This window comes from Streptomyces sp. NPDC048436, assembly GCF_043200355.1.
Classification (GTDB): domain Bacteria; phylum Actinomycetota; class Actinomycetes; order Streptomycetales; family Streptomycetaceae; genus Streptomyces.
Genome location: NZ_JBICXP010000001.1, coordinates 224,793 through 250,334, shown reverse-complemented (window position 1 = coordinate 250,334; position 25,542 = coordinate 224,793). Strand labels below are relative to the sequence as shown.

Below are 25,542 nucleotides of genomic sequence, written 5' to 3'. Positions count from 1 at the left end.
CACTCAGTCTCGTACGCAGACGAAGATCGCCGACCCCGGGATCAGATTCCCGCGCAACGGAGACCAGCCGCCCCACTCCTGGGTGTTCCACGCGGGCCACTCCGGCTCGACGATGTCGACGAGGCGGAAACCGCCGGCCACCACGTCCCGCACCCGGTCGCCGACCGTCCGATGGTGCTCTACGTAGACGGCGTTTCCGTTCTCGTCCTGCTCTACATAAGGAGTGCGGTCGAAGTACGAGGCCGCGACCGAGAGGCCCTCGGGCCCCGGCTCGTCGGGGAAGGCCCAGCGCATCGGGTGCGTCACCGAGAACACGAACCGGCCGCCGGGCCGCAGCACGCGGTGTACGTCCTTGAGGACGCGCACCGGATCGGCGACGAACGGCAGCGCCCCGTACGCGGAGCACGCGAGGTCGAAGCTTCCGTCGGCGAACGGCAGCGCCCCCGCGTCCGCCTCCACCAGCGGCACCCCGCCACCGATCCGCAGCGCGTGCTGCAACTGCCGGTGGGAGAGGTCGAGGGCGACGGGACGTGCTCCCTGCGCGGCGAGCCAGCGCGAGCACTGCGCCGCTCCCGCCCCGATCTCCAGGACGTCCTTGCCCGCCAGGTCCTCGGGCGGGCCGAGCAGCTCGGCCTCCACCTCGTCGAGGCCCTCGGGTCCCCACACGAACCGGTCGTCCCCCAGGAAGGTGCCGTGCTCGACCTGGTAGTCGTCCGCGTTCCTGTCCCACCAGCCGCGATTGGCGCGACTGCTCTCCGTGACGTCGGCGTCACGCCGGGTGGCTTCGGGCTCGGGCGTCTCGGGCAGCTGGGACTCTTGGATGATCGGCTCCATCGTCGTACTCTTCCGTCTGGCTTGTCGCGACTCGTCGCAGCGGGGCAGTGGTGGGGCAGTGGTGGGGCGGTGGCGGGGCTGGTCGAAAGCGGTCGCGACAGGGCGCGGTGCGGCCCGTGTGGCCTCATGCGACAGCATTTGTGCCGGGTATGCGGCGTTCCGCCCTGGGTGTGCGCCTTCGCGCATTGACCCTGTCCGGCTGCCCCCGTATGCTACAAGTTGCGCTGCGAGCCTGCCGTCCTCAGACCTAGCAGGATGCGCTCGCATCTGTTGCATGTCCCCTCGGTTGTCGAGGCGCCTTCCGTTTCTTCGGAAACTCAGGAATCGGCGCTTCCCAGGCTGTCCGGCTTCTTCAGAGCGAAAGCGGCTCCGGCGCTAGCAGTACCTACGACTCACTGTCCGTACCGGAGCCCTTACCCACATGACGAGCAGCACCGAGACCACCGCTTCCACCACCCCGCAGGTAGCGGTCAACGACATCGGTAACGAGGAAGCCTTCCTCGCCGCGATCGACGAGACGATCAAGTACTTCAACGACGGCGACATCGTCGACGGCGTCATCGTGAAGGTCGACCGGGACGAGGTCCTGCTCGACATCGGTTACAAGACCGAAGGCGTCATCCCGTCCCGCGAGCTTTCCATCAAGCACGACGTCGACCCCAATGAGGTCGTCGCCGTGGGCGATGAGATCGAGGCTCTTGTTCTCCAGAAGGAGGACAAGGAAGGCCGTCTCATCCTGTCCAAGAAGCGCGCACAGTACGAGCGCGCCTGGGGCACGATCGAGAAGATCAAGGAAGAGGACGGCATCGTCACCGGTACCGTCATCGAGGTCGTCAAGGGTGGTCTCATCCTCGACATCGGCCTCCGTGGCTTCCTGCCGGCTTCCCTCGTCGAGATGCGCCGCGTCCGCGACCTCCAGCCCTACGTGGGCAAGGAGCTCGAGGCCAAGATCATCGAGCTGGACAAGAACCGCAACAACGTGGTCCTGTCCCGCCGTGCCTGGCTCGAGCAGACCCAGAGCGAGGTCCGTCAGACCTTCCTCACGACCCTGCAGAAGGGCCAGGTCCGCTCCGGCGTCGTTTCCTCGATCGTCAACTTCGGTGCGTTCGTGGACCTCGGCGGCGTCGACGGTCTCGTGCACGTCTCCGAGCTTTCCTGGAAGCACATCGACCACCCCTCCGAGGTTGTCGAGGTCGGCCAGGAAGTCACCGTCGAGGTTCTCGACGTGGACATGGACCGCGAGCGCGTGTCCCTGTCGCTCAAGGCGACGCAGGAAGACCCGTGGCAGCAGTTCGCCCGCACGCACCAGATCGGGCAGGTTGTTCCCGGTAAGGTCACCAAGCTCGTTCCCTTCGGTGCGTTCGTGCGCGTCGACGAGGGCATCGAGGGCCTGGTCCACATCTCCGAGCTGGCCGAGCGCCACGTGGAGATCCCGGAGCAGGTCGTCCAGGTCAACGACGAGATCTTCGTCAAGGTCATCGACATCGACCTTGAGCGTCGCCGGATCTCGCTGTCGCTGAAGCAGGCCAACGAGTCCTTCGGCGCCGACCCGTCGGCCGTCGAGTTCGACCCGACCCTGTACGGCATGGCCGCGTCCTACGACGACCAGGGCAACTACATCTACCCCGAGGGCTTCGACCCCGAGACGAACGACTGGCTCGAGGGCTTCGAGACCCAGCGTGAGGCTTGGGAGGGTCAGTACGCCGAGGCGCAGACGCGCTTCGAGCAGCACCAGGCCCAGGTCATCAAGTCCCGCGAGGCGGACGCCCAGGCCGAGGCGGAGGGCGCTGCGGCTCCCGCTTCCTCGACCGGTACCCCGGCTGCCGGTGGCAGCAGCGGTGGCAGCGGCGGCGGTTCGTACTCCTCGGAGTCGGACGACAACTCCGGCGCCCTGGCGTCGGACGAGGCGCTTGCCGCCCTTCGCGAGAAGCTCGCGGGTGGCCAGAGCTGAGGCTCGCCCCTAGGCGGTAACAGCTGAACACTGCGGGCCCGCATCCCTTCGGGGGTGCGGGCCCGCAGTGCGTTTCCGGGTCGCTGCTCGACTTCCGGAAGTGGACGCCCTCCATGTCGACGCCGTGGACGGTCACCCCGCGACCCGCACGCCCGCCACAGTGGACGGCACCCTCGACTACTGCCGTGAACTCGGCGTCCCCTTGGGGGTGTTCACGCTGCTGCTCCTTCGAGTTCGGCTTCGACCAGGCGACGTTGATGTTCCAGCCGGTCGGCGTCATGGACCGGATACCGAAGGCGCTGCCCCGGGCGATCGGTGCGCACAAGGTGTGTACGGGCAGGCACGGGCGGGAATGCCCGCGCTCCATGGCGCGTTCTTCTGTACGAGTCACGACGAAGAGGGCGAGGAGCGGTCACAGTGCTTGATCCGCAGGATTTGTACGCATGGGAGCCGAAGGGCCTCGCGGTCGTCGACATGGCGCTCGCCCAGGAGTCGGCCGGACTGGTCATGCTCTACCACTTCGACGGCTACATCGACGCGGGTGAGACCGGCGACCAGATCGTCGAGAGCCTCACCGACAGCCTGCCCGGCCAGGTAGTGGCGCGCTTCGACCACGACCGGCTCGTGGACTACCGCGCCCGCCGCCCGCTGCTCACGTTCAAGCGCGACCGCTGGACCGACTACGAAGTGCCCACCCTGGAGGTGCGGCTCCTCCAGGACGCCACGGGAGCGCCCTTCCTGCTGCTCGCCGGCCCCGAGCCGGACATCGAATGGGAGCGCTTCGCCGCGGCCGTCCGGCAGATCGTGGAGCGGCTCGGCGTACGCCTCTCGGTGGACTTCCACGGCATCCCCATGGGCGTGCCGCACACGCGCCCCGTGGGCCTCACCCCGCACGGCAACCGCACCGACCTGGTCCCGGGACACCGCAGCCCCTTCGACGAGGCGCAGGTGCCGGGCAGCGCGGCGTCGCTTGTCGAGTACCGCCTCCTGGAGGCGGGCCACGACGTCCTCGGTGTCGCCGCGCACGTCCCGCACTACATCGCGCGCTCGGCGTACCCGGACGCCGCTCTCACCGTCCTCGAGGCGATCACCGGCGCGACGGGTCTGGTGCTGCCGAGCGTCGCGCACGGCCTGCGCACCGAGGCGCACCGCACCCAGACCGAGATCGACCGGCAGATCCAGGAGGGCGACGAGGAACTGGTCGCCCTCATCCAGGGGCTTGAGCACCAGTACGACGCGGCGGCAGGGGCCGACGCCCGCGGCAACATGCTCGCGGAGCCCGTGGACATCCCCTCCGCCGACGAGATCGGCAAGGAATTCGAACGCTTCCTCGCCGAACGGGAAGGCGACGCGTAACGCCACCCCCTAAGCTGCCGGTCATGCTGAAGGTGGGCCTGACCGGCGGTATCGGCGCCGGCAAGAGTGAAGTCTCGCGTCTCCTGGTCTCGTTCGGAGCCGTGCTGATCGATGCCGACAAGATCGCGCGTGAGGTGGTGGAGCCGGGAACTCCGGGCCTGGCAGCGGTCGTTGATTCCTTCGGCCGGGAGATCCTCGCGCCGGACGGCTCCCTGGACCGGCCGAAGCTCGGCTCGATCGTCTTCGCCGACCCCGAGAAGCTGGCCGTACTGAACTCGATCGTGCACCCGCTGGTCGGCGCCCGCTCCGCCGAGCTGGAGGAGGCCGCCGCTCAGGACGCGGTGGTCATCCATGACGTGCCGCTGCTCGCGGAGAACGGCCTGGCACCGCTGTACGACCTCGTGGTCGTCGTCGACGCGTCCCCCGAGACCCAGCTGGACCGTCTGGTGCGGCTGCGCGGCATGAGCGAGGAGGACGCGCGTGCGCGGATGGGCGCTCAGGCGACGCGCGAGAAGCGCCTGGAGATCGCCGACATCGTGATCGACAACGACGGCCCGCTCGAAGGCCTGGAACAGCGTGTCCGCGCGGTGTGGGCGGACCTTGAGCGGCGGGCGGGCGGACACGGGTGATGGGGGTGTCCGAGTCCGGCCGGTGCGGTGCGGTGCGCTGCGGTGCGGTGCGGGAGGCAGGGCTTCGCGCGGAATAGGTGTCGGCGTGACGTGCGTTGACACCGAGCAGCGAGGGAAGGAGTCACGCGTGCCCGAAATAACACCGGAGACCCATGTCATCGACTTCCGTGCGGCGGAGCAGCTCCTTGCCGCGCGGGATCCCCGAGGTGCGGTGAAGCTGCTGGACACGGTCATCGCGGCTCACCCCGAGAACACCGCGGCGCGGCTGCTGCGGGCCCGTGCCTTCTTCGCCGCCGCTCAGCTGCGCGCTGCCGAACTGGAGTTTTCCATCGTCCTGGAGCGCGAGCCGGACAACGCGTTCGCCCACTTCGCGCTCGCCCGCACGTACGAGCGCGCGGCCAAGCCCGACCAGGCCCGGCGCCACTTCCGCCTCGCCGCGGCGCTCGATCCGCAGCCGGAGTATCTGGCGGCGGCGCGTTTCGAGGGCGGGAGCGGGACTGAGGCAGCCGAGACCGAGGATTAGCCGGTCCGCGGCGGATGAGCTGACGGCTCAACCGGTCCGCGGCGGATGAGCTGACGGCTCAACCGGCCTGCGGCGGATGAGCTGACGGCTCAGCTAACCCGCGGCGGATCGTACGGCGGGACGTCGCGGCCCGGCTGATAGTGCGGGCCCTGGTGGATGTGGCGCACGATCATCGCCATATCGGCGGTGACGATCAGCCAGAGCACGCCACAGGCCGCCGCCCATGCGGGGCGTCCCGTGACGGCGAAGGCGACGGTGCCGAACGTGGCCCAGATCAGGCCCCAAATGCTGAGCCAGAAGCGCATGCGCAGGGGACTGCGCGCGGTCACCGGCTCACTGCCTGTGCGCATCATGGGAGGTCATCTCCACCCTCTCCACCCTCAATGCCACCGAGTCTCCACCTTCTAGGATCCACCCGTGGGTGGTGGACCGGAAGGGCCGGAGGCTTCAAGATCGTAGATGTGTCGATCGGGGGTATGGCTGTGCTGGACGTATTAAGGAACCGGGCGAAGACGGACGAGCGGCTCGCCGCGTGGCTCAAGGATCTTGAGGGCGCGGACCCGGTGGCGGGCGAGGGCGCGGGGGCCCCGCGGGCCGAGGCGGTGCTGCCGGCCGCCGACGAGCTGGCGGATGTGCTGCTCGACCTGGCTGTGCCACATGAGGACATCAACGACCTGGTGGCGTTGCGCGGGCGGCTGATGGGCGACCCGGACGCGCGGTGGCTGCTCGACCGCTGCGTCGACGTGACGGTGCGGGACATGGGGAAGATTGGAGCGAGCCCCCAATACGCGCCTCTGCCAACCGAGTTGGGCGCCCTCGCATCCTTCTTCTACGTGTATGTCTTCGTGGCGTCCCTGCCGTACGTGCGGGCCTACCACCGGAGCCACGGCATCCCGGACGACGTCTCACGACGTACGCTCGCCGACCTCGGACGGCACATAGCGGTGCACCGCCGGGCGCGCGGCGGCCCCGGCCTGCTGCACCCGAGCTGGAACTCCCTGCATTTCCGGGGCGAGCTCTATCAACTGGGGCGGCTGCAGTTCCAGCGCGCCGTGCTGGGGAAGCGGATGGGTGGGTCGGCGGCAGCGGCGGGGCATACCGCGGGTCAGGACGACCTGTGCCTGAACCTCCACATCACCGACTTCCGGGGGCCGCTGTCTGCCGAGGCGTGCGAGCGGTCGATAGAGCTGGCACGGGAGTTCTTCGCACGGCACTTCCCGGATGAGCGTTATGAGACAGCCGTGTGCCACTCCTGGCTGCTCGACCCGCAGCTGAAGCGGTATCTGCCGGGGGAGTCGAACATCGTCCGCTTCCAGGAGCGCTTCCGCCCGGCGGACGGGTATGAGAAGGAGCCGGACGACAGCGAGCCCATAGCCTTCGTCTTCGGTGACGGGAACCTGCCGGTGGCCGAACTGCCAAGGCGGACAAGGGTGGAGAGGGCCGTGGGGGACCATCTGCGGGCGGGAGGGCACTGGTATGGGGGGCGTGGCTGGTTCGCGCTGTAGACCGTGGGGCCACGGGGAGAGGTGGGAACTGGCCCTCGAAGCGCTTCGTTGACGGGGCATGGCTGCTGAGATGCGTGAGGGATACGAGGGGACGGGCCCCGGAGCGATTACGCCGGACGGCTGCGCGGTGGACCTGTACGCCCGCTTGTCCGTCGGGGACGAGCCCGATGTCATCGCCGGAGCGGTGCCGGCCGGGGCGCACATTCTGGAGCTGGGCAGCGGGGCGGGGCGGGTGACGCGTCCGCTGCTGGAGCGGGGGTTCCGCATCACGGCGGTGGACGAGTCCGCGGAGATGCTGGAGAAGGTCGACGAGATCGGCCGGCTCTATCGGGCTGACGGATCCCCTGGGTCCGGCGGGTCCGGCGGGTCCGGCGGGTCCGGCGGGTCCGGCGGGTCCGGCGGGTCCGCTGGGTCCGCCGGGTCCGCCGGGTCCGGTGACGCGGTGCGTACGGTGCGCAGTGCGGTCGAGTCGCTGGAGCTGGACGAGACGTTCGACGTGGTGATGCTGGCGTCGTTCCTCGTGCACAACGGAGACCGGGCGGTGCGGCGGGCCATGCTGAACACCTGCCGGCGCCATGTCGCGGATGACGGCTGTGTGCTGTTCCAGCGGGAGGGCGCGGACTACCACACGAACCTGCCACGGGAGCGTGTCGACCCCGCGGGCCACACGGTACGGATCGTGTCGGCGGAGCCGGTCGGTGACGGGGTGAACCGGGTGCACGCGGAGTACATCTTCCCGGACGCGCGGTGGACCCAGACGTTCCTCTCGCGGCCCCTGACGAAGGAGGAGTTCGAGGGGGCGTTGGCGGAGGCGAGGCTCAGGGTCGACAAGTACCTGACGAGTGACGGGATTTGGGTGAGGGCGGTGCCGATCTCCTGAGGTGACCGCCGGTGGGCCGTGCCCCGTGTCACTGCCGATGCGTGGTGCCCGGAACTCCCCTCGGTGCGGGCGACCGATGAGTTTCGCGGGGCGGGGCTGTCTAACCAGACAACAGCCCACGCACCGAGGAGCCCAAGATGTCGCACACCGTCGCCGCCGCCACCGCAACCACCACCGCGACCCCCGCCGTCACCTCCACGCGCCCCCGTGCCGCACGCATCGCGCTGCGCTCGCTTGAGGTGCTGCTCGGCCTGTTCTTCGGCGTCGCCAGCGGGCTGCCCAAGTTGTTCGCGCACCCGACGGCCGTGGAGGCGTTCGAGAGGCTCGGGTGGGGTGATGCGGGGATGTACACGATCGGGGCGCTGGAGTTGCTCGGCGGGATCGCGCTGCTGATCCCGGTGCTCAGTTCCGTCGCCGCGACGGCTTTCATCGGGCTGATGATCGGTGCGTCCATCGTGACCGTCACCGCTCTCGGCGGGGAGAACGCGGCCACGCCACTCATCCTGATCCTGCCGCTGGCGTGGATCGCCTGGGCGCGGCGCGGGCAGACGGCGGAGCTGGTCCGTCTCGTCCGCCGCAGGGTGTGAAACGGAGCCAAGGGGAGGGGAGTTGTCGCTACGGCCGACTCTCCGTAGTTGTCACGACTCTCCGCGTTGAGGGGCCACCCGGCACTGCCGGGTGGCCCCTCAACGTACGTACGGGCTGTCGGCCACCCCGCGGACCCGTCACCCCACGGGCGGGCGGACCTCTCACCCCACAGGCGGACTCGGCGCCCCGCTAGGCCCCGCCGCCCCGCAGCCGTTCCATCTCGCGGCGGTCGCGCTTGGTGGGGCGGCCCGTGCCGCGGTCGCGGATACCGGCGGGGGCCACGGCCTCGCGGGGAGGCGGGGGCGGGCTGTTGTCGACGTAGCACTCGACGGCGACCGGAGGGCCGACGCGCTTGCGGATCACGCGTTTGACGATGACGACGCGTTCGTGGCCGCCCGCGTGGCGCAGGCGCACCTCGTCGCCGACGTGGACGGGGGAAGCGGGCTTCACGCGCTCGCCGTTGACCCGTACATGGCCGCCCTTGCAGGCCGCCGCGCCCATGGAGCGGGTCTTGACCAGGCGTACGGACCAGATCCAGACGTCGGCCCGCGCGGATCCCGCGCCGCCGCCCACGCCCACGGGACCGCCGCCGGTCCCGCCGCCACCACTGCCACCGCCTGAAGTCTCCGAAGCCATGCTCCGACTGTAGTGCGGCAGCGGTGCGCCGTGGTGCGGCAGCGGTGCGGCATCCCCGCTCGCACGGCGAGCCGTTCGGGAACGGTTGGCCCCGTAGTCCGATAATTCGGGCTAATTGCCGTAAAGCAGGACGTAGATCTAGGGGTGCCGCCCATGAAGCTCGAAGCTGCCGTCGATGACCTGATGGGCACGTTGTGCGCCGACCTGGAGCGGCTTGCCCGTATCCCCTCGATCGCCTTCCCGGGTTTCCCGGCCGAACCGGTGCTGGAGGCGCACGATCTGCTGGTCGAGCTGTTGCGGGGAGCAGGGGTACCGACCGTCGAGCGGCTCGATCTGCCGGACACCTCGCCCGTGATCTACGGGGAGATCCCACCGCCCACCCCCGATGCGCCGACCGTCCTGCTCTACGGCCACTACGACGTCCAGCCGCCAGGCGACGAGAGCCTGTGGGAGTCGCCGCCCTTCGAGCCGACACCCCTTGAGGGCACCGAGGCCGGACTGCGCGCCCGTGGCATCGCGGACGACAAGTCCAACATCATCGCGCACCTGGGAATGCTGCGGGCCTACGGGGGACGGCCGCCGGTCGGGATCAAGATCGTCGTCGAGGGGCAGGAGGAGTACGGCAGTGCGTTCGACGACTATCCGCCATCCGACCCGGAGCGGTTCGCCTGCGACGCCATGGTCATCGCCGATCTCGGCAACCTCCGGCCCGGCACCCCCACCCTGACCACCGCCCTGCGCGGCGCCTGCGAAGTGGTCGTCGAGGTCCGCACCCTCGACGAGCCGCGGCACAGCGGGGAGTTCGGCGGTGCGGCGCCCGACGCGCTGCTCGTCCTGCTCAAGGCCCTGGCCACCCTCCACGACGTACATGGCGATGTGGCCGTGGAGGGCCTGCGGCGCGAGGACTGGAGTGGCACGAGCTACACCGAGGACGAGTTCCGCGAGCTGGCCGGGGTGGTGGACGGAGTGCCCCTAGTCGGCAGCGGCAGCCTCGGCGAGCGGCTGTGGACCGGCCCCGCGATCACGGTCATCGGCCTGGACGCGCCCGGCGTCGAGCATGCGGCGTCGGCCGTCGTGCCCTACGCCCGCGCCAAGCTGAACCTGCGCTTCCACCCCCACCAGGACGCGAAGGAGGCGCAGAACAGGCTCGTCGAGCATCTGCGCTCGCTCACGCCGTTCGGCGTCCACCTCACCGTCACGCCCGGCGACACCGGCCCCGGCTACGAGGCGGCCACCGGCGGCCCCGCCTACCGCGCCGCCCGCGCCGCGCTCAAGGAGGCCTGGGGAAAGGACGCCTCCTTCGTCGCGACCGGCGGCTCCATCCCCCTGGTCAACGGCCTCGCGAAGGCGGCACCCGGCGCCGAGGTCCTGCTCTTCGGGGCCCAGAACAGCATGTGCAATCTGCACGCCCCGAACGAGCGCGTCCTCTTCTCCGAGCTGCGCAACACGGTCGTCGCCATGGCCGCCTTCGTGCGCGAGTACGCCGACGGTTTCGCCGCGACCGACGTGACCGCCCAGGGCGGCACCGGGGAGAGCCGCGCATGAGCACCACCACGACCGACCACCCCGGCACCGAAGAACCGCGGCACAAACCGAAGTTCACCTTCCCCAGCGCGCTCACCATCCTCGCCATCGTCACCGTGGCCGTCTGGCTGCTCGCCTTCCTCATCCCGTCCGGCGCCTACGACCGGAACGACAAGGGCGCCCCCGTACAAGGCAGTTACCACCGCGTCGACTCGGGACAGAGCTTCGTCGACCGGCTGAGCGACCTCTTCCTCGCGCCGGTGAACGGCCTGTACGGGATCCAGGACGAGAAGTCCGGCGTCGTCGGGCCCGACATGGCCGGCGAGTTGTACGGCAGCGCGGGCGTGTTCCTGTTCGTGCTCGCCATCGGCGCGTTCATCACCGTCGTCTTCGCCACCGGTGCGCTCGACCGTGGCATCGGCCGCCTCGCCCACCGGCTGCGCGAGCGCGGCGCGATGCTGATCGCGGGCGTGATGGTCGTCTTCTCCGTACTCGGCACGGTCGAGGGGTTCGCCGAGGAGACGCTCGGCTTCTACGGGCTGATCGTGCCCCTGATGCTGGCCCTCGGCTACGACCGCATGGTGGCGGTCGGGGCGATCATCCTCGGGGCCGGGATCGGGGTGCTCTGCTCGACGGTCAACCCGTTCGCGACCGGAGTCGCCTCCTCCGCCGCGGACATCTCGCTGGGCGACGGCATCGTGCTGCGGTTCGCGATGTGGATCGTCCTGACCGCGGTCACCATCGCCTACGTCATCCGCTACGCGAAGCGCGTACAGAAGAACCCGGAACGTTCCCTCTCCGGGTTCCTGCCCGGCGACCGCGAGCAGACCGCCGACGACACGGACACGGACACGGACACGGACGCCGACACCGACGGGGTGCCGGAGCTGACGGGCCTGCACAAGGCCGTGCTCGTCCTGGTCGCCCTGGTCTTCGCCCTCATGATCTTCTCCGTGGTGCCCTGGTCGAGCGCGCTCACGGGCAACGCGGACGCGAAGCCGTACGGCTTCGAACTCGGCTGGTCCTTCCCGCAGTTGGCGGCGCTTTTCCTCTGTGCGGCCGTACTGGTCGGGGTCGTGGCGCGGATGGGGGAGCAGAAGCTCAGCTCGACGATCATCCAGGGCGCGGCCGACTTCATCTCGCCCGCGCTGGTGATCGTGCTCGCCCGTGGCGTCACGGTGATCATGAACAACGCGAAGGTCACCGACACCGTCCTGCACTCGATCGAGGGCGTGGTGAAGGGCACGTCGTCCGGCCTCTTCGCGATCATCGTCTTCGTCGTGAACCTGCCGCTGGCCTTCCTGATCCCCTCCACCTCCGGGCACGCGACCCTCGCCATGCCGATCCTCGCCCCGCTCGCCGACTTCGCCGGGGTCTCGCGCTCGGTCGTCGTCACGGCCTGGCAGGCGGCGAGCGGCTGGATGAACCTCTGGGTCCCGACCACGGCCGTGACCATCGGCGGCGTCGCGCTGGCGAAGGTCGGCTACGACAAGTACCTGCGGTTCGTGTGGCCGCTGCTCGCCATCCTCTTCGTACTCATTTGCGCCTTTGTGGCGGTAGGAGCAGCGCTGACATGACAACGAACTCACCAGGTGGAGCGGCCCGGCCGTCGGCCGCCGCCTACCGGAATCTCGCGGTCGTCACGATCGGATTCACGCTCACCTTCTGGGCGTGGGACCTGATCGCGCCGCTCGGCAGCGACTTCGGGGACCGGCTCGGGCTCTCGTCGTTCGCGCAGTCGCTGCTGGTCGCCGTGCCGGTCATCGTCGGCTCGCTCGGCCGCGTCCCGGTCGGCGCTCTCACCGACCGCTACGGCGCCAGGCTGATGTTCCCGCTGGTCTCGGCGCTCACGATCGTGCCGGTGCTGCTGATCATCCCCGCCAAGGGCAGCTACGTGGCGATGCTGGCGGTCGGCTTCCTGCTCGGCCTCGGCGGGACGACGTTCGCGATCGGCATCCCGCTGGTCAACTCCTGGTTCCCGCCCGCCCATCGGGGCTTCGCGCTGGGCGTCTTCGGGATGGGCATGGGAGGCGTGGCGCTCTCCGGGTACTTCACGCCGCGGATCGCCAAGCACGGCGAGAACCTGCCGTTCCTGGTCGTGGCGGTCGCTCTCGCCGCCTTCGCGGTGGTCGGGGCACTGCTGATCAGCGACCGCCCCGACCGGCCGGTGCCGACGAGCCCGCTCGCGACGCGGCTCGGGGAGGCCGGACGGCTGCGGGTGACATGGGAACTCTCCGCGCTGTACGCGATCGGCTTCGGCGGCATCGTGGCCTTCGGGGTGTATCTGCCTACGTATCTGAAGACCTGGTACGACCTCTCGCCCACGGACGCGGGCACGAAGGCGGCCGGGTTCGCCCTGGTCACGGTCGTCTTCAGGCCCATCGGCGGCTGGCTCTCCGACCGGCTGCACCCCGCCACGGTCACCTCGGCCGCGCTGGCCGTAGTCGCGCTCTTCGCCATCGCGCAGGCCTTCGAACCGACGCTGAACCCGGGCGGCACGATCTGCTTCCTGGTCATGGCGGCGGGCCTCGGCACCGCGAGCGGCAGCGTCTTCGCCCTCGTCTCCCAGGTGACGCCACAGGCGCAGGTCGGATCCGTGACGGGGATCGTCGGGGCGATGGGCGGCCTGGGAGGCTTCGTGCCGCCGCTGGTCATGGGCGCGATCTACAGTGCGAAGGACTCGTACTCGATCGGCTTCATGCTGCTCTCGGATCTGGCGCTCGCGGGGTGCGTGTACGCGTACGGGCGGATGCGGATTCTGAAGGCGGGGTAACTGGTGGGGCCGCGGGGTGAGCGTGGTGAGCGGGTTATCTTCGGTCGGTGGGCCTCTATCCGGAGATCGAGCGTACGACCACGGCATGCTCGAAGTCGGCGACGGCAATCGCGTCTACTGGGAGGTCTGTGGCAATCCGCTGGGAAAGCCGGCGGTGGTGCTGCATGGCGGGCCGGGGTCGGGGTGCACGCCGTTCTTCCGGCGGTACTTCGACCCTGCGGCGTATCAGGTGGTGCTCCTGGACCAGCGCGGGTGCGGGCGGTCGACGCCGCCCGCGAGTGATCCCCGTACCGACATGAGCGTCAACACGACTCGGCATCTGCTTGCCGACCTGGAGTTGCTGCGGCGGCATCTCGGCATCGAGCGGTGGTTGGTGTGGGGCGGGTCCTGGGGGTCCGTGCTTGGGCTTCGGTACGCGCAGACGTACCCGGGCCGGGTGTCGGAGCTGGTGCTCACGGGGCTCGCTACGGGGAGTCGCGGCGAGGTCGAGCTGCTGACGCGGGGGCTTGGACGGCTCTTCCCGGAGGCGTGGGAAGCGTTTCGGGACATGGTTCCGGAGGGGGAGCGGGACGGGGATCTCGCGGCTGCCTACAACCGGCTGCTTGAGTCGCCCGACGCGGAGGTCCGGGGTGCCGCCGCGCGGGCCTGGACCGACTGGGAGACCGCCTTCGCGTCGCAGCCGCCTCGGTCCGTTCCCCGGTACGAGGATGCCGTCTTCCGTGAGGGCTTCGCGCGGACGGTCACGCACTACTTCGCCAACGATCACTGGCTGGGCGGCGACGAGGTCGTCCTGCGGGATGCGGGGGCGCTGGCCGGGATCCCGGGGACCCTGGTGCAGGGGAGCCTCGACTTCGGAAATTTGGTGGGGGTTCCATGGCGGCTGCGGGAGGCGTGGCCGGACTGCGAGTTGGTCCTTGTCGGGGATGTGGGGCATGACGCGGGGGCGAGGGGGATCGCCGGTGAGCTGGTGAGGGCGACGGATCGGTACCGGGCGCGGTGAGCGCCGGCTGCGCCGGAGCTGCGCGCACCGTTGATCACCGGCCCCCCGGAGCTGCGCACACCGTTGATCACCGGCTTCGCCAACTTCGTCTCACCCGCGTACGACCTGGCCAACGTCTGGCCGCAGAAGATCAGCTTCAAGATCGGCGGGATCATCTCCACGGTCGCCGCGCTGCTCGTCACGCCGTGGAACCTCTACTCCAACCCGACCGTCGTCAACTACTTCCTGGGTGGCCTCGGCGCTTTCCTCGGACCGCTGTTCGGGATCATCGCGGTCGACTACTTCTGGGTGAAGCGCGGGCGTATCGACACCGAGGCGCTGTTCAGGGCAGAACCGGGATCGCCGTACTACTACAAGAAGGGCGTCAACCCGAAGGCGCTCGCGGCCTTCGTGCCGACGGCGGGGTTCGCCGCGGTGTGCGCGCTGGTGCCGTTCTTCGACTACGTCGCCCCGTACTCCTGGTTCATCGGCACGGCCACCGCCGCACTCCTGTACGCCGTGCTGTGCCGCTCCGAGCGGAACGCGGGGCCCGCGGCCGAGGTGGAGGCATAGTGCCGCGCATCGTCGTCACCAACTGCAATACGACGCGGGCGATGACCGAGGAGATCGTGCGGGGCGCCAGGGACGCGGCGTCCCCCGGCACCACCATCGCCGGGCTCACGCCCGCCTGGGGCCCCGAGTCCGCCGAGGGCTGGCTCGACAGCTATCTCTCGGCCGCCGCCGTCATCGACACCCTGCGCGGATACGAGGAGTCGTACGACGCCGTCGTCATGGCCGGTTTCGGCGAGCACGGACGCGAGGGCGCCCGGGAGCTGCTCGACGTGCCCGTCGTGGACATCACCGAGGCGGCTGCCCACCTGGCCTGTCTGCTGGGGCGGCGGTACGGCGTCGTCACCACCCTCGACCGGGCCCGCGGCCAGATCGAGGACAGCCTGCACGCGGCGGGCGTCGCGCAGAACTGTGCCGCCGTGGTCGGGACCGGGCTCGGCGTCCTCGACCTCGACCTCGGGGACTCCGAGATCACCGTCCGTGCCTTCCTCGCCGCGGCGGAGCGGGCCCGCGACGCGGGGGTCGAGGTCCTGGTCCTCGGCTGCGCGGGGATGACCGGGCTGCAGGAGAAGGACGGCGCCGCGCTCGACATGCCCGTGGTGGACGGGGTCGCCGCTGCGGTGAAGCTCGCGGAGTCGCTGGTCGGCCTCGGCCTGACCACGAGCCGCGTCGGCGGCTACGCCAAGCCCCTGCCGAAGTCCCGTACTTGGGGGCGGCCGCCTGTGGTGCGACCGCCTGCGGTGCGGTCGCCTGTGACGCGGTCGCCTGTGGTGCGGCCGTCGGAGTGATCTTCCGGGGATCTGCCACCCGTCCGGCGGTGTACGAGGCTTCGCGGGGGCAGGGCGAACGCAGACTCCGGGGAACGCGCCGGGCCCATCCGGCGCCGAGCGACTGGAGGCGCCGGGTGTCGCAGCCGTCCTTCCGATCACGTGGCCGAGCCGGCCTGAGCCCGCGTGGCGTCCGCTTCGGTTTGCGTCTCCGTGGCGTCCGCCTCCGGCTGAGTCCCCGTGGCGTCCGCCTTGGCTTGAGTTCTCGTGGCGCCCGCTTAAGGCTGAGCCTCCGTGGCGTCTGCCGCGGCTTGGGCTCGCGTGGTGCCCGCCTCGGCTTGAGTCTGCGTGGCGTCCGCTCCCGCCTGAGTCCCCGTGGCGTCCGCCGCGGCTTGGGCGCGCATGGTGCCCGCCTCGGCTTGAGTCTGCGTGGCGTCCGCTCCCGCCTGAGTCCCCGTGGCGTCCGCCGCGGCTTGGGCGCGCGTGGTGCCCGCCTCGGCTTGAGTCTGCGTGGCGTCCGCTCCCGTCTGAGTCCCCGTGGCGTCCGCCGCGGCTTGGGCTCGCGTGGTCCTCGCCCCCGCCTGAACCCCCGCGGCGTCCGACCCCGCCAGCACCCCCATGCCCCCCGCCCCCGCCTCGCCTGGATCCTCGCCGTCGCGTTGATGCTGGGCGCGGGGGCGCCTGCCGGGGCGCCTGCCGTGGCGGCGGAGGGGGGTCGTGCGGTGTGGGGCGTCGCGGATGGGGCTGGCTCCGGTCCCGGCTCGCCGGGCACCTCCGCGTCGGCGGACACCGTCCCCGACACCGACTTCTGGGTCGACCCGAACAGCGCCGCCGCCCGCCAGGCCGCCGAGTGGCGAAGCCAGGGCCGCACCGACGACGCCCGGCTCATCGAGCGCATCGCGGACCGCCCCCAGGGCGTGTGGCTGTACGGCCCGAGCCCCGGGCCCACGGTCCGCGCGGCCACGGTCGCGGCGACCGCGGAGCGGCGCACCGCCGTGCTCGTCGCGTACTTCATCCCGCACCGCGACTGCGGCGACTACTCCGAAGGCGGAGCGGCGAGCGCGGCGGAATACCGGCAATGGGTCGACGAGTTCGCCGAGGGGATCGGTGACCGAGCCGCGTACGTCATCGTCGAGCCGGACGCCATCGCCCAGGGGGTCTCCGGCTGCGCCAAGGCGGACACCTACGAGCGGTACGGGCTGCTCGCCTACGCCGTCAACCGCATCAAGGCGCGCCCGCACGCCAGGGTCTACCTCGACGCGGGCAACTCCAGCTGGATTCCCGCCGTGAGCCGCCTGGTCGCCCCGCTGCGGGAGGCAGGCATCGCCCGGGCCGACGGCTTCGCGCTCAACGTGTCCAACTACCAGACGAATGAGGTGACTTCGGAGTACGGCAACCAGCTTTCCGCCGCGCTCGGCGGCGGCGAGCACTTCGTCGTCGACAGCAGCCGCAACGGCAACGGCCCCTACGCCGGCGACGGCGTCCAGCCCTGGTGCAACCCGCCAGGCCGCGCCCTCGGAACCCCGCCCACCACCCGCACCGGCGCCCCGGCACTCGACGCCTACCTGTGGATCAAGCGCCCCGGCGAGTCCGACGGAACCTGCCGGGGCGGGCCGCGGGCCGGTCAGTGGTGGCCGGAGTACGCGCTGGGGCTGGCGAGCAGGGCCAAGGGCTGAGGGCGGCTCCCCGAAAGGCGCCGGGGGAGGCGCCCAGGGAGGCGCCGGGGAAGGCGCCGGAGTCAGGCGGTTTCGGGGACGGTGGCCGTCGCCGTGATCTCCACGAGCTGACCGGGGTAGCCGAGGCACGTCGTACCGAGGAGCGTCGAGGTGTGCGGGCCCGCGTGCAGGTCCGAGGCGCGGATGACCTCCCATGCCTCGCTCAGGACACCGCGTTCGTCGCTCACGACGTACACCGTGCTTGCCACCACCCGAGACAGATCGCTGCCGATCGCGCGCAGAGCCTCGTCGAGATTGGCGATGACCTGCTGGGTCTGGCGGGCCACGTCTCCCTCCCCGACGAGGTTCCCCTCGGGGTCGAGCGGCACCGAGCCCGCCATGAACGCGAGCTTGGTACCGGCCTCGACAACGGCGGAGTGGGCGTATCCGGGCGGCGGGAAGAGGGTGGGGACGACGGTGCGGTGAGTGGTGGTCATGAGCCGATCCTGCAGGAGGCGGGTGGTGATGTGCAGCTGAATTCAGCCGGAGGCGCGGGGGACCACCGCCGGTGAAGTGCCGCCCCGTATCAGCAGGTTGGGCTCTGATGTGCCGTCCGCCCGCGTGGTCCAGATGTCCTGCTTGCGGCCACCTGTTCCGGGCAGGGCGTACGCGAGGGTGTCGTCGTCCAGCCAGGCGGCCTGGTCGTCGACGCTGCGGGTCTCCGCGAGGGGGCGTTCGCGCATCGTGCGGAGGTCCAGTACGTAGAGGCGCCAGGGATCCGAAGTCCCTTTGCGTACGCGCTTCTTGAAGGCGATGCGGGAGTTGTCGGGGGAGAGGGAGGGGCACTCGACGTTGGTACGGAGCGCGCGTGCCGCCCACTTTTTCATGTCGCCCTGGACCAGGTAGGTCTTGCCCTTCGTCGAGACCGTCGCGTAGAAGCGGTTGTCGTCCTTGGCGAAGGTGACGCCCCAGTAGTTGACGTCGGGGGAGTGGTGACGGCGGCCGTCGAGGGTGAGGGGAATCTCCTCCATGTTCTTGATGAGGTAGCCCGTGCGGGTGTCCAGGATCGAGGTGCGGGTGGAGAAGGAGGAGCCCGCGTAGGAGTCCCCCGTCGCGAACATCGTCCAGGACAGCATCCGACCGGACGCCGATACCCGGGCCCGGTTGGGGATGCCGGTGAGGGCGATGCGGCGCTTCTCGCGGAGCTTGTCGTCCAGGACCAGGGCGTACGACTTGGGCGGGATCCCGGAGCGGCGCTGCAGGCAGAGCGCGGTGCCCCCGGCGGCGTAGAAGCGCTCGCAGGAGGGGCCGCCGAGGGTGCGGTGGCCCTTGCCGGTGGGGGTGGCGGTGCGGGCCACGCGGCCGGCTTCCGCCTCCGTGCCGCGGAAGTAGACGTGACCCGCGTCGAGGGCGAACTCCGAGGTGGCGGCGGCAGGTTCGGCACGGTCCGCCGCGCGCAGGGTGTAGACGACGGCCACCGTGGCGAGGACCGCGGCGGCCACGGCGACGGCGATGATCCGGGCGCGCAGAGAGCGTGGAGGTGGGGGAGGGGGCGGAGGTGGAGGTGGGGCGGTCATGACGGCCTCTCGGTGGTCTCGGTGGTCGCGTCGCTCTCTGCGGTCGAGGTGGTCGCAGGGGTTTCGTGGCACGCGGCTGCTCCGAGGCGGGGAAGCAGCCGCGCCGCCCCGGCCAGCGCCACCGTCAGGGCGAGCACCGCGCACGTCAGCGCCGGGCGGATGCCCCACAGGGTCCAGGCCGCGCCGAAGCCCGCCGCCGCGATAAGACGGGCCAGCGCCTGGCCCGTCTGGAGCAGCGCCATGCCGCTCGCCCGGCGTCCCTGCGGAAGCACGGGCGTGGCGAGTGCCATCAGGACGCCGTCGGTGGCGGCGTAGAAGATGCCGAGCAGGAGCAGTACGCCGATGAGCAGGGCCAAGCCACTGGTCGGGGCCAGCAGCAGGACGTACCCGCCGAGCAGGGCCGCGTGCCCGGCCAGGAACGGGACCCTGCGGCCCACGCGGTCGGCGAGCCGCCCCACGGGCACCGCGAGCAGCAGATAGACGGCGGCGGAGCCGAGGGGGAGCAGCGGGAACCAGCTGACGGCGAAGTCGAGCCGCCGCTGGAGGAGGAGATAGAGGAAGGCATCGCCGATGGTGGCCGCGCCGAGGAGAGCCGCGGCCCCGAGGACGCGCCGGAAGGCCGGGACGCGAAGAAGGCCAAGTACCGGTGCGCGCACCGCCGTTGAGCCCGGCGGCGCAGGGGCGGGCCCGCGCTCCCCATGCCGCCCCGGCACGAACGCGACCAGTATCAGGACTCCGAGCAGCCCGAAGCAGAAACTGACCACGAACACGGCGTCGTACGCGTCCGCCGTCGCCCAGAGCAACGCGAACGCGGCGAGCGGCCCGAGCAGCGCGCCCGTCGTGTCCATCGCGCGGTGTACGCCGAACGACCGGCCGAGCGTGTCGGGCGTACTGCTGAGTGAGATGAGCGCGTCGCGCGGCGCGGTCCGTACGCCCTTGCCGACGCGGTCCGCGGCGAGCGCCGCGCCGATCCCGGCCGTGGCGCCGCCCGCGAGGAGCAGGCCGAGCCGGGAGAGCGCGGAGAGGGCGTAGCCGCCGCCCGCGACGAGCTTGTGCCGCCCGCCGCGGTCGGCGGCGTACCCGCCGATGAGCCGTACGACGGCGGTGACGCCGTTGTAGAGACCGTCGAGGAATCCGAACTGGAGTGGAGAGAGACCGAGTTGGAGGACGAAGTAGAGGGGAAGGACCGCCGTGACCATCTCGGAGGAGATGTCGGTGACCAGGCTGACCGCGCCGAGGGCGAGGACGGGTCCGGCGACGCGTACGCGCCCGGACTTGGCCTCTCCTTCAGTTCCGGCCCCCGCCTGGGAGTTGGCCTTGACCTTGGTCTTGTTCTTGGTCTTGGCGACCGCGTCCGTTGACGCCAGATACATCGCGGCGGCTCAGCGGCACTTGTAGGACGGGCTGCTGTCCTTCGTCGTGCCGCTCGTGTTGATGAGGTTCCAGGAGAAGCCGGTGTCCGTGAAGTTCAGCTTCACCACGCCGAAGGTCTTGGTGATCCGCTTCTGGCTGTTGGGCTGGACTTCCTCGATCTTGTACGGGTTGGCGCCGCCCATGCCGCCGAGCAGCTCGACGATGCCGTTGGCGTCGGCCTTACCGTCCGGGTTCTGCGGGGCGAAGCGCTCGTAGTGGTGATCGTGGCCGTTCATGACGAGCTCGGCCTTGTTGGCGTACAGGAGCTTCCAGACGGGCCTGCTGACCGGGTCGTTGCCGTGCTCGCCCGAGGAGAAGAGCGGGTGGTGCCAGTAGGCGGCCACGCACTTCTTGGAGTTGGCGGCGAGGTCGGCCTTGAGCCAGTCGATCTGCGCCTTGTCGTCGAAGCTGTTGGAGTCCAGGGCGATGAAGTGCCAGTTGTCCTGGTCGTAGCTGTAGTAGCTCTCGCCCTTGGGGTAGGCGATGCTGCCGAAGTAGGCCTTGTAGCCCTCCAGTTCGCCGTCCGGGTCGTACGTCTCGTGGTTGCCCGGCACCGGGCGGGTCTTGTCCTTGAACGCGCCCCAGCTGGTGTCGTAATAGTCCTTGAAGTCGCGCAGCCGGGCGTCGTCGTACTGGTTGTCGCCCATCGTCATCACGAAGGACGGGTCGAGCTTCTCGACGAGCGCGGCGGTCTTGGGGTGCGCGCAGCCGCTGTCGTCGGAGGTGCACTGTTCGGCGATGTCTCCGGCGGCGACGGCGGTGAACGCCGCCTTCGTCTCCGGGCCGCTCGGCGCGGCGTCGGCCTCGCCGGCCGGGGACCAGAGGAGGACCCCGCCGACCAGGGCGAGGGAGGCGCCTGCGGCGAGGGGGATGGCCCAGCGGGCCTTCTTCGTACGGGACGTGATGGGGGAGGTGTCGCGGGAGTTCGTGGCGCGGGGGGTGGGCGGCATGTCCGTCTCCTAGATCGGCGTGGGGGGCCGTGAGCGGTGCGGGGCCGTGGGTGGTGTGGGGACCGTTCCGCAGGCATCTTGTCGAGGCGACATGTCCGCGTCAATAAGATGGACGCATTATTGTTAGGAAAGTTTCCTACTAGCTCCGGTCGACCCTCGTCCCGAGGTGGCGGAGGGGGGCAGAGGTGCTGACTTAGGGTTGCGTTCGGGAGTGACGCGCGGGTGGCTGAGGATGAGCGAGGCGGTGAACGTGGACGCGAGCATGGAACGGGCGGTGCGTTCGTGCGCCGCCGTCTTCCTGCCGGCCGAGGTGCCGAGGGAGGGTCGGGTCGCCTTCTGGGCGCCGGACGGGGGGCTGCCCGCCGAGCCCCGGGGCGGGACCGAAGCCGTAGCTGACGATGAGCTCGTCGTCGTACGCCGACACGGCAAGGGAGTACGCACGCGTACCGTCCCGGCGGTGATCCTCCCGATGGCGGACGCGTTGCCGCTGCTCCTGGCGCAGGCGGCTCCGGGCGCACCGGCCCCCCAAGCCCACCCCGCCACCGCCTGCTGGGCCGCCGCCGCCCGGCACGCCCTGCACCTGGCCGCGCGCGGAAGGCTGCTGCCCGGTCTGACCGGCGGTGACCTGGACGCGTGGCGGGCCGGGCCGCTGGACGCCGAGGACGTCACGCAGCTGCGGGCCATCGCCGCGGCGATGCCGGCGGAGGCGCACGCCGTACCGCTCCCCGGCAGCAGGCCCCTCCTGCTCCCCGAGCCGTTCACCCTGGTCAGGGCCTTCGTCGACGCGGTGATCGACACCCTCCCGCGTACGCCCGCCGCCGCGCACGCCGTCGGCGCCCCCTTCGCCGCCCGCGAGCCGCAGCGGCTGCCGGGAGCGCGTGAGTGGGCCGCGGAGGTCGCGGCCGGGATGGACGCCGGGGTGCGGGTGTCGCTCCGCCTCGACCTGAGGGCGTACGAACTCTTCGACAGCACGTCCGGCGACGAGGACGACGACGCGGCGGCCGAGAGCCCCGCCGCCGCGGTGGTCCAGGTCCACAGCCTCGCCGACCCCACCCTCATCGTGGACGCCGCCCAACTCTGGTCCGGCGCCGACCACTTCGGGCCGCGCGCCCAGGTCGACACCGTGCTCGCGATCCGCCGCGCGGCCCGGGTCTGGCCCCCGCTCACCCGACTGCTCGACCGCCCGCGACCCGACGTACTCCCCCTGAACGAGGAGGAGTTGTACGAACTCCTCGGTGTCGCGGCGACCAGACTGGCCGCGGCGGGAGTGGCCGTCCACTGGCCGCGGGAGCTCACGCGCTCACTGACGGCGACGGCGGTCGTACGCCCCGCGCCGGGCACGGCGGCGGACAACTTCGACTTCTTCAAGACGGACCAACTCCTGGAATTCCGCTGGCAGGTGGCGCTCGGCGACGAGCCCGAGCCCCTGACGGAGGCGGAGATGGACGTTCTGGCGGAGTCGCACCGCCCGGTGGTGCGACTCCGGGACCAGTGGGTTCTGGTCGACCCCGATCTCGTACGCAAGGCACGCAAACGGGATTTGGGCCTGCTCGATCCGGTGGACGCGCTGTCGGTGGCGCTGACCGGCGCGGCCGAAGTGGAGGGCGAGCGGGTCGAGGCCGTGCCGGTGGGCGCCCTTGCACGCATGCGCGAACGCCTGACCGGCGAACTTCCCCCCGCGCCCCAGCCTCCCGGCCTCGCCGCCCCCCTCCGCGACTACCAGCTGCGGGGCCTTGCCTGGCTGGACCGCATGACATCACTGGGCCTCGGCGGCTGCCTCGCGGACGACATGGGACTGGGAAAGACGATCACGCTGATCGCCCTGCACCTGCACCGGGCCGCTCGCACACCACACCGCGACGACACGCGGTCCGGTGCCCCGACCCTGGTGGTCTGCCCGGCCTCCCTCCTCGGCAACTGGCAGCGCGAGATCGAACGCTTCGCGCCCGGAGTGCCGGTCCGCCGCTTCCACGGCGCGGGCCGCACCCTGTCCGACCTGACGGGCGGCTTCGTCCTGACGACGTACGGCACGATGCGCACGAGCGCACCCGAACTGGCGGCAGCCGACTGGGGGTTGGTGGTGGCGGACGAGGCGCAGCACATCAAGAACCCGCACGCGTCGACGGCCAAGGCGCTCCGCACGATCCCGTCGGCGGCACGCGTGGCCCTCACCGGCACCCCCGTGGAGAACAACCTCTCCGAACTCTGGGCCCTGCTCGACTGGACGACACCGGGCCTGCTCGGCCCGCTCAAATCCTTCCGCGCGCGCCACGCCCGCCTGGTGGAGGGCGGCGAGTTCGCCGAGAACGACGAGGCGATGGCGCGCCTCGCGCGCCTGGTCCGCCCCTTCCTCCTGCGCCGCAAGAAGTCCGACCCGGGCATCGCCCCCGAACTCCCCCCGAAGACGGAGACGGACCACCCGGTCACGCTCACCCGCGAACAGGCGTCGCTCTACGAGGCAGTCGTACGGGAAACCCTCGCCCGCATCGAGGCCTCCGAGGGCATCGCGCGCCGGGGGCTGGTGATGAAGCTCCTGATGGCGCTGAAGCAGATCTGCAACCACCCGGCGCAGTACTTGAAGGACGGCGAGATCGCGACGCGCGGGGGCCGCTCGCGCTCGGGCAAACTGGAACTCCTTGACGAACTCCTCGACACGATCCTCTCCGAGGACGGCGCGGTCCTGATCTTCACGCAGTACGTGGAGATGGCCCGCCTCCTGGAGTCACATCTGTCACGACAGGGCATCGGAGCCCAACTCCTGCACGGCGGCACACCCGTACCGCGACGGGAGGAAATGGTGGACCGCTTCCAGTCGGGCGAGGTCCCGGTGTTCCTCCTGTCCCTGAAGGCGGCGGGCACGGGCCTGAACCTCACCCGGGCGGGCCACGTCATCCACTACGACCGCTGGTGGAACCCGGCGGTCGAGGAGCAGGCAACGGACCGCGCGTACCGCATCGGCCAGACCCAGCCGGTCCAGGTGCACCGTCTGATCGCGGAGGGCACGGTGGAGGACCGCATCGCCGAACTCCTGGCCGCGAAGCGGGCGTTGGCGGACGCGGTCCTCGGCGACGGCGGCGAAACGGCGCTCACGGAACTCTCGGACGCGGACCTGGCGGACCTGGTGTCGCTGCGGAGGCCGGCATGAGCTACGTGAGCCGTACGGGCAGCGCACCACGGGTCTTCCCCCAACTCCCCACCCACAGCACCCCCCACGCCCCCTTCGCCACGTCATGGTGGGGCAACGCGTGGATCACCGCCCTGGAGGAGACCTCCATGGACGCGGCCCGCCTCTCACGCGGGCGGGCCTACGCGCGCGAGGGCTCGGTGGACACGATCACGATCACACCGGGCCGCATCGTGGCCTACGTACACGGCAGCCGCCCGCGCCCGTACCGCGCGGAAATCCGACTGCGTACGCTGACTCCGCAGGACTGGGACCACTTCCTGGACGCGGTGGCGGCGGACCCGGCCCACATCGCGGCACTCCTGGACAAGGACATGCCGCAGGCGTTGGTTCAGGCATCGGAGCGCTCGGAGGTCCAACTACTCCCCTGCACAGGTGACTTGATCCCGTCCTGCTCCTGCCCGGACCACGGCCGCCCGTGCAAACACGCGGCGGCACTCGCCTACCAGACGGCACGCCTGCTGGACGCGGACCCGTTCGTGCTGCTGTACCTGCGGGGCGGGGAGGAGGCGGACCTGCTGGACGAGCTGGCGCGAAGGAACGCGCGCAGGGCAGCGGCACCGGAGGGCGAGGCTCTACCGGCCTCGGTGATGGGGCCCGGCCCGGGTGTGCCGGCCCGCGAGGCCCTGACAACGGAGTACCGCCCGGCGCTCCCGCCCCCACTGCCACCCCCGCCCCACCCCGGCGAGCCGCCCCTGCTCCCCGACGTCCCCGGCGCCCCGGCCCCCGCATCCCTGGAGTTCCTGGCAACGGACGCGGCAGCGCGGGCCCACGCGTACCTCACCAAGGGCACGGACCCCTTCGCCGTGACCTCCCCCTGGCACGACGCGGTCCGCCTGGCGGCGTCACACCCGGGCCTGACGGGCCGCCGCACGTTCAGCCGCCAATTCGCCGAGCTTGCAAGGGCGGTGGACCGCACTCCCACGGGCCTCTCCCGAGCGGCGGCGGCATGGCGCCAGGGCGGCGAGGAGGGCCTGTCGACCCTGGAAACCCCCTGGGACCCCCCGGCGGGCCCGTTCGACCGAGCCAGAGGCGCACTGATCGCGGCAGACCTCCCCCGCATGACCATCCGCAGAAACCACCTCACGAACGCGGCGGGCTCATTGCAACTCCGCTTCGGCCGAGACGCCCGCTGGTACCCGTACCGAAGCGAGCCGGGAGCGGAGGACTGGTGGCCGGAGGGGGAGGCGGACGAGGATCCGGTGGGGGCGCTGACGGGAATGCTCGGCTCGTAGAACCACGCCTCGG

The 25,542-nt window shown here is 70.9% G+C and carries 21 protein-coding genes and 2 pseudogenes; 16 read left to right on the top strand and 7 right to left on the bottom strand.

Annotated features, from left to right (window positions below):
- Window positions 1-3: 3 nt before the first annotated feature.
- Complete coding sequence (locus ACGFX9_RS01225) at window positions 4-834, bottom strand: class I SAM-dependent methyltransferase (RefSeq protein ID WP_393463125.1); 831 nt, start codon at window positions 832-834, stop codon at window positions 4-6.
- A 421-nt stretch (window positions 835-1,255) separates the two neighbouring features.
- Here ACGFX9_RS01225 and rpsA point away from each other — a divergent pair, with 421 nt between their 5' ends.
- The 4 genes from rpsA to ACGFX9_RS01205 all read left to right on the top strand — a co-directional run bounded on the left by rpsA (window position 1,256) and on the right by ACGFX9_RS01205 (window position 5,293).
- Window positions 1,256-2,785: a 30S ribosomal protein S1 gene (gene rpsA, locus ACGFX9_RS01220; RefSeq protein WP_393463124.1), complete on the top strand. Its 1,530-nt coding sequence runs from the start codon at window positions 1,256-1,258 to the stop codon at window positions 2,783-2,785.
- A 417-nt stretch (window positions 2,786-3,202) separates the two neighbouring features.
- Window positions 3,203-4,141 carry a PAC2 family protein gene (locus tag ACGFX9_RS01215; RefSeq protein WP_393463123.1) on the top strand — a complete coding sequence of 313 codons (939 nt, stop codon included), beginning with the start codon at window positions 3,203-3,205 and terminating at the stop codon, window positions 4,139-4,141.
- 23 nt (window positions 4,142-4,164) lie between these two features.
- Window positions 4,165-4,770 (top strand): dephospho-CoA kinase, encoded by a 606-nt coding sequence (coaE, locus tag ACGFX9_RS01210; protein ID WP_393463122.1) that lies wholly within the window; start codon window positions 4,165-4,167, stop codon window positions 4,768-4,770.
- 127 nt (window positions 4,771-4,897) lie between these two features.
- A complete protein-coding gene (locus ACGFX9_RS01205; protein ID WP_393463121.1) occupies window positions 4,898-5,293 on the top strand; it encodes a tetratricopeptide repeat protein in 396 nt (131 codons plus the stop codon).
- An 89-nt stretch (window positions 5,294-5,382) separates the two neighbouring features.
- Here the strand turns inward: ACGFX9_RS01205 and ACGFX9_RS01200 are convergent, their stop codons facing one another.
- Window positions 5,383-5,643: a DUF6343 family protein gene (locus ACGFX9_RS01200; protein ID WP_393465500.1), complete on the bottom strand. Its 261-nt coding sequence runs from the start codon at window positions 5,641-5,643 to the stop codon at window positions 5,383-5,385.
- Between the two features lie 252 nt (window positions 5,644-5,895).
- Between ACGFX9_RS01200 and ACGFX9_RS01195 the strand changes: the two genes are divergently transcribed.
- From ACGFX9_RS01195 to ACGFX9_RS01185, 3 genes are all read left to right on the top strand, one after another.
- Complete coding sequence (locus tag ACGFX9_RS01195; protein ID WP_393465497.1) at window positions 5,896-6,798, top strand: acyltransferase domain-containing protein; 903 nt, start codon at window positions 5,896-5,898, stop codon at window positions 6,796-6,798.
- 70 nt (window positions 6,799-6,868) lie between these two features.
- Window positions 6,869-7,678, top strand: a complete 810-nt coding sequence (locus ACGFX9_RS01190) for a class I SAM-dependent methyltransferase (protein ID WP_393465492.1) — start codon at window positions 6,869-6,871, stop codon at window positions 7,676-7,678.
- Between the two features lie 137 nt (window positions 7,679-7,815).
- A complete protein-coding gene (locus tag ACGFX9_RS01185; RefSeq protein ID WP_393463120.1) occupies window positions 7,816-8,265 on the top strand; it encodes a DoxX family protein in 450 nt (149 codons plus the stop codon).
- A 190-nt stretch (window positions 8,266-8,455) separates the two neighbouring features.
- Here ACGFX9_RS01185 and ACGFX9_RS01180 read toward each other — a convergent pair whose 3' ends face one another.
- On the bottom strand, window positions 8,456-8,902 hold the full coding sequence (locus ACGFX9_RS01180) for an RNA-binding S4 domain-containing protein (RefSeq protein ID WP_393463119.1): 447 nt from the start codon (window positions 8,900-8,902) through the stop codon (window positions 8,456-8,458).
- Between the two features lie 153 nt (window positions 8,903-9,055).
- On the opposite strand from ACGFX9_RS01180, the gene ACGFX9_RS01175 reads away from it, so the two are divergent.
- The 7 genes and pseudogenes from ACGFX9_RS01175 to ACGFX9_RS01145 all read left to right on the top strand — a co-directional run bounded on the left by ACGFX9_RS01175 (window position 9,056) and on the right by ACGFX9_RS01145 (window position 17,191).
- Complete coding sequence (locus ACGFX9_RS01175; RefSeq protein WP_393463118.1) at window positions 9,056-10,447, top strand: M20/M25/M40 family metallo-hydrolase; 1,392 nt, start codon at window positions 9,056-9,058, stop codon at window positions 10,445-10,447.
- Window positions 10,444-12,003: a YfcC family protein gene (locus tag ACGFX9_RS01170; RefSeq protein WP_393463117.1), complete on the top strand. Its 1,560-nt coding sequence runs from the start codon at window positions 10,444-10,446 to the stop codon at window positions 12,001-12,003. The genes ACGFX9_RS01175 and ACGFX9_RS01170 overlap by 4 nt, the downstream gene beginning before the upstream one ends.
- On the top strand, window positions 12,000-13,199 hold the full coding sequence (locus ACGFX9_RS01165; RefSeq protein ID WP_393463116.1) for an MFS transporter: 1,200 nt from the start codon (window positions 12,000-12,002) through the stop codon (window positions 13,197-13,199). The genes ACGFX9_RS01170 and ACGFX9_RS01165 overlap by 4 nt, the downstream gene beginning before the upstream one ends.
- 47 nt (window positions 13,200-13,246) lie before the next feature.
- A pseudogene (gene pip, locus ACGFX9_RS01160) lies at window positions 13,247-14,199 on the top strand (prolyl aminopeptidase).
- A 78-nt stretch (window positions 14,200-14,277) separates the two neighbouring features.
- A pseudogene (locus ACGFX9_RS01155) lies at window positions 14,278-14,751 on the top strand (cytosine permease); the annotation flags it as partial.
- A complete protein-coding gene (locus ACGFX9_RS01150; protein ID WP_393463115.1) occupies window positions 14,751-15,536 on the top strand; it encodes an aspartate/glutamate racemase family protein in 786 nt (261 codons plus the stop codon). The pseudogene ACGFX9_RS01155 and the gene ACGFX9_RS01150, both read left to right, overlap by 1 nt.
- A 560-nt stretch (window positions 15,537-16,096) precedes the next feature.
- Complete coding sequence (locus ACGFX9_RS01145) at window positions 16,097-17,191, top strand: glycoside hydrolase family 6 protein (RefSeq protein ID WP_393465489.1); 1,095 nt, start codon at window positions 16,097-16,099, stop codon at window positions 17,189-17,191.
- 62 nt (window positions 17,192-17,253) lie between these two features.
- Here ACGFX9_RS01145 and ACGFX9_RS01140 read toward each other — a convergent pair whose 3' ends face one another.
- From ACGFX9_RS01140 to ACGFX9_RS01125, 4 genes are read right to left on the bottom strand one after another with little or no spacing between them, the layout of a single operon-like run.
- Window positions 17,254-17,667 carry a RidA family protein gene (locus ACGFX9_RS01140; RefSeq protein ID WP_393463114.1) on the bottom strand — a complete coding sequence of 138 codons (414 nt, stop codon included), beginning with the start codon at window positions 17,665-17,667 and terminating at the stop codon, window positions 17,254-17,256.
- Window positions 17,668-17,709: 42 nt separating this feature from the next.
- Window positions 17,710-18,747, bottom strand: a complete 1,038-nt coding sequence (locus ACGFX9_RS01135) for a TolB family protein (RefSeq protein WP_393463113.1) — start codon at window positions 18,745-18,747, stop codon at window positions 17,710-17,712.
- The gene (locus ACGFX9_RS01130; RefSeq protein WP_393463112.1) at window positions 18,744-20,120 is read right to left on the bottom strand and encodes an MFS transporter; all 1,377 of its coding nucleotides are present in this window, start codon (window positions 20,118-20,120) and stop codon (window positions 18,744-18,746) included. The genes ACGFX9_RS01135 and ACGFX9_RS01130 overlap by 4 nt, the downstream gene beginning before the upstream one ends.
- A 9-nt stretch (window positions 20,121-20,129) precedes the next feature.
- On the bottom strand, window positions 20,130-21,110 hold the full coding sequence (locus ACGFX9_RS01125; protein ID WP_393463111.1) for a metallophosphoesterase family protein: 981 nt from the start codon (window positions 21,108-21,110) through the stop codon (window positions 20,130-20,132).
- A gap of 232 nt (window positions 21,111-21,342) precedes the next feature.
- On the opposite strand from ACGFX9_RS01125, the gene ACGFX9_RS01120 reads away from it, so the two are divergent.
- The gene (locus ACGFX9_RS01120) at window positions 21,343-24,255 is read left to right on the top strand and encodes a DEAD/DEAH box helicase (RefSeq protein ID WP_393463110.1); all 2,913 of its coding nucleotides are present in this window, start codon (window positions 21,343-21,345) and stop codon (window positions 24,253-24,255) included.
- Window positions 24,252-25,529: an SWIM zinc finger family protein gene (locus ACGFX9_RS01115; protein ID WP_393463109.1), complete on the top strand. Its 1,278-nt coding sequence runs from the start codon at window positions 24,252-24,254 to the stop codon at window positions 25,527-25,529. The genes ACGFX9_RS01120 and ACGFX9_RS01115 overlap by 4 nt, the downstream gene beginning before the upstream one ends.
- Window positions 25,530-25,542: the final 13 nt, after the last annotated feature.

What these genes read in the sequence shown, in the direction of transcription:
- ACGFX9_RS01225 (WP_393463125.1), bottom strand. Translation starts at nt 834, where the DNA reads ATGGAGCCGATCATCCAAGAGTCCCAGCTGCCCGAGACGCCCGAGCCC.
- rpsA (WP_393463124.1), top strand. Translation starts at nt 1,256, where the DNA reads ATGACGAGCAGCACCGAGACCACCGCTTCCACCACCCCGCAGGTAGCG.
- coaE (WP_393463122.1), top strand. Translation starts at nt 4,165, where the DNA reads ATGCTGAAGGTGGGCCTGACCGGCGGTATCGGCGCCGGCAAGAGTGAA.
- ACGFX9_RS01200 (WP_393465500.1), bottom strand. Translation starts at nt 5,643, where the DNA reads ATGCGCACAGGCAGTGAGCCGGTGACCGCGCGCAGTCCCCTGCGCATG.
- ACGFX9_RS01190 (WP_393465492.1), top strand. Translation starts at nt 6,869, where the DNA reads ATGCGTGAGGGATACGAGGGGACGGGCCCCGGAGCGATTACGCCGGAC.
- ACGFX9_RS01185 (WP_393463120.1), top strand. Translation starts at nt 7,816, where the DNA reads ATGTCGCACACCGTCGCCGCCGCCACCGCAACCACCACCGCGACCCCC.
- ACGFX9_RS01180 (WP_393463119.1), bottom strand. Translation starts at nt 8,902, where the DNA reads ATGGCTTCGGAGACTTCAGGCGGTGGCAGTGGTGGCGGCGGGACCGGC.
- ACGFX9_RS01175 (WP_393463118.1), top strand. Translation starts at nt 9,056, where the DNA reads ATGAAGCTCGAAGCTGCCGTCGATGACCTGATGGGCACGTTGTGCGCC.
- ACGFX9_RS01170 (WP_393463117.1), top strand. Translation starts at nt 10,444, where the DNA reads ATGAGCACCACCACGACCGACCACCCCGGCACCGAAGAACCGCGGCAC.
- ACGFX9_RS01165 (WP_393463116.1), top strand. Translation starts at nt 12,000, where the DNA reads ATGACAACGAACTCACCAGGTGGAGCGGCCCGGCCGTCGGCCGCCGCC.
- ACGFX9_RS01140 (WP_393463114.1), bottom strand. Translation starts at nt 17,667, where the DNA reads ATGACCACCACTCACCGCACCGTCGTCCCCACCCTCTTCCCGCCGCCC.
- ACGFX9_RS01135 (WP_393463113.1), bottom strand. Translation starts at nt 18,747, where the DNA reads ATGACCGCCCCACCTCCACCTCCGCCCCCTCCCCCACCTCCACGCTCT.
- ACGFX9_RS01130 (WP_393463112.1), bottom strand. Translation starts at nt 20,120, where the DNA reads ATGTATCTGGCGTCAACGGACGCGGTCGCCAAGACCAAGAACAAGACC.
- ACGFX9_RS01125 (WP_393463111.1), bottom strand. Translation starts at nt 21,110, where the DNA reads ATGCCGCCCACCCCCCGCGCCACGAACTCCCGCGACACCTCCCCCATC.
- ACGFX9_RS01120 (WP_393463110.1), top strand. Translation starts at nt 21,343, where the DNA reads ATGAGCGAGGCGGTGAACGTGGACGCGAGCATGGAACGGGCGGTGCGT.
- ACGFX9_RS01115 (WP_393463109.1), top strand. Translation starts at nt 24,252, where the DNA reads ATGAGCTACGTGAGCCGTACGGGCAGCGCACCACGGGTCTTCCCCCAA.